This window comes from Megasphaera sp. NM10 (assembly GCF_000417505.1).
Lineage (GTDB): Bacteria > Bacillota > Negativicutes > Veillonellales > Megasphaeraceae > Megasphaera > Megasphaera intestinihominis.
On sequence record NZ_APHY01000120.1, the window covers coordinates 1 to 2,285 of the forward strand.

The following is a 2,285-nucleotide window of genomic DNA, read 5'->3' on the forward strand; positions in this document are numbered from 1 at the left end:
TTYCCCCGTTAAAGGACGCTGACGCCATTCCTCGATGTGCTTGTATGCCTTCTGGTTGAGATGGCTGATGGTGCCAGAGGAGACCTTTGTGCCCCAAAGCAATTCGGTGATATCTTCGACACGGCGCACGGATACGCCGGCCAGGTACATCTCAATAAGGGCTTCCTCGACAGAGCATTCACGGCGTTTATAGCGCTCGATGATGGCCGTCTCAAACTGGATGCCCTTGAGCTTCGGCACGCGTAATCTGACTTCGCCGGAAGTCGTGCCAAAATTCCGCTCGTAATGACCGGAACGGTAGCCCTTACGGTCTCCCGTTCGCTCATACTTGCCAGCGCGGACGAGTTCATCCGCCTCGTGGTCGAGCAGGGCGTTCAGTGTTTCCTCTACACTGTTGCGTACAAGATCTTTTAAATTATTCTTTATAAGATCCTCATTAAGTTGTATAATATTACCAGACATGGTCTATTACCTCCTTACGAATTTTGTGTGGTAACTTAATTGTACTAGCGGCAATAGACTATGTCTATTTTTTATGAAATTGAATTTGCGAAATATATTTTACCTTATCCATGCTAGAAAGGCTCCCCTGCGAAAGGGAGCCTTTTCATAACTAACGAAAGACCATCCATCAGAACAGCCTACAAAAAATTATTTTTCTTCTTTAATAAAATTCGTAATATTTATCAATGGCAAAACAACGGGCGCTATATTGCAGACACGCGTTAAATCAGAAATTGCAGAACGTAAAAAAGGAAACATAACCGTTGTCCCATTCAGCTGCAAAAATTTTTTAAAGTTAATATTTTCTCCTTTTTTTAAAGAGAAAACACCCTTCATCTTTGCGCAAATAGTAAAAGCATTTTCACCTGTAACGGTACATTCCAAAATAACCATTCCATTAGTCTCATCCAATAGCTGTGTATCCACGTTTAAATCAAGATTCAACTTATACTTATGTGATGGTATAAAACCAACGTCTTTTTTGAAAGATAATTCTTCAAATAAATAGTTGGTCATTTGAAATGCAGCTATAGAGTTATCAATTTTCATGCTACATGGTTCCCTTCATCCGTAATATTTTTATCTTTGTCTGTCGCCAAAAAAGTATATACACTTTGTGTAGAAACATCAAACTGCAAACTATACATAACCCTAGTCGATCCTACTTCTTCCAACAAATTGACTAATTCTTTTGTATCCATATTTTTCAAGCATTTCATTACATTTTCTTTATATTCTTTGCTGAGCATGTCCTTCAACCTCCTCGATGGATTCTACTTGAATACATTCTGTTTGTTTTACACATAGCTGAATTTGAACTGTTTCATAATCACATCGAAAATACGTATGTTTTCGTGGCACATGATAAGCGGCACGCACCAAATCAAATGGATCAATTTTGTATAAAGCATCCAAAATAAAACCTTCTTGGTGTTTCCACTTACCAATTTCAGCTTCTTTTTCTTTAATCTTCGTTTCTAATTCCTTAGCGAAATCTTCCATAAATGTTCGATCATCATCAGTCAATAAATCTAGAAAATTTTCACTTAAAATCTGACTTTTTAAGACAACTATTTTATCTTTAGAACATCTCTTCCTAGCCTTTGTAATCATGAAAGCTTGGTGCGGATCAAATTCAAAAAAATATACGCCTCGACCTAACCAGTCTTGCCAAGTACCACTAGGAAGAAAGGTCTTCTCTTCTAATATAGCCTCTGCACTAGTTCTATCAGTACCATGATACCCTATAAATATAGCCATAATATGTGCCACCTATACATTAATTTGAGAAATAAAATAAAGACGTGTAAAGGTTTCTTCTATTTTATCATATTTTCCCCAATCTTGCAGGGAAAAATTTCTCGCGGACGGTGTCAACATATTGTGGGAATTTTTATGAATGAGAAGAAGGACCTCGGTATAAGTGTTACATAACATGCTGATAACCCCCATTTTCTATGAGTCTCATCCATTCACCTGTCGAGGTGAATTCACGACCTGGCATATGAGATGCTTTGTCAGGGATGTATGTACAATATAATGGGCCTGTGAATTCAGACCAGTACTGAAAATTTTAAGAGTGCATGATATAGTATTAAGTAACGAAAATTGGAGGATGCTATCATGCCAAGAAAAAAGTACACTTCTGAATTTAAGACCAAGATTGTTCTGTCAATTCTTCAAGGCGACAAGGAATTCAATGTCATCTGTTCTGAAAACGGCCTGAACCCAAACATGGTCAGAAAATGGAAGCAAGAATTCCTGCAAAATGCCCATCYTGA

5 protein-coding genes are annotated in these 2,285 nt (G+C 37.9%); 1 reads left to right on the forward strand and 4 read right to left on the reverse strand.

All coding sequences use genetic code 11. The annotated features are described in order from the left end of the window. From NM10_RS12505 to NM10_RS12520, 4 genes are all read right to left on the reverse strand, one after another. The coding region (locus NM10_RS12505) for an IS256 family transposase (RefSeq protein WP_020311903.1) at positions 1-462 on the reverse strand (462 nt) is incomplete at its 3' end. Between the two features lie 189 nt (positions 463-651). Continuing rightward, positions 652-1,053, reverse strand: a complete 402-nt coding sequence (locus NM10_RS12510; protein ID WP_020311904.1) for a protein-export chaperone SecB — start codon at positions 1,051-1,053, stop codon at positions 652-654. Continuing rightward, positions 1,050-1,253 carry a hypothetical protein gene (locus tag NM10_RS12515; RefSeq protein ID WP_020311905.1) on the reverse strand — a complete coding sequence of 68 codons (204 nt, stop codon included), beginning with the start codon at positions 1,251-1,253 and terminating at the stop codon, positions 1,050-1,052. Before NM10_RS12515 ends, NM10_RS12510 begins: the two co-directional genes overlap by 4 nt. After that, entirely contained in the window at positions 1,234-1,764 is a 531-nt protein-coding gene (locus NM10_RS12520) for a hypothetical protein (RefSeq protein WP_020311906.1), read from the reverse strand. The genes NM10_RS12515 and NM10_RS12520 overlap by 20 nt, the downstream gene beginning before the upstream one ends. A gap of 363 nt (positions 1,765-2,127) precedes the next feature. On the opposite strand from NM10_RS12520, the gene NM10_RS12525 reads away from it, so the two are divergent. Beyond that, a partial coding sequence (locus tag NM10_RS12525) for a transposase (protein WP_020311907.1) occupies positions 2,128-2,285 on the forward strand: 158 nt, incomplete at its 3' end.

Excerpts from the sequence above, each read along its gene's own strand:
- NM10_RS12520 (WP_020311906.1), bottom strand. The coding sequence starts at position 1,764 with ATGGCTATATTTATAGGGTATCATGGTACTGATAGAACTAGTGCAGAG.
- NM10_RS12515 (WP_020311905.1), bottom strand. The coding sequence starts at position 1,253 with ATGCTCAGCAAAGAATATAAAGAAAATGTAATGAAATGCTTGAAAAAT.
- NM10_RS12510 (WP_020311904.1), bottom strand. The coding sequence starts at position 1,053 with ATGAAAATTGATAACTCTATAGCTGCATTTCAAATGACCAACTATTTA.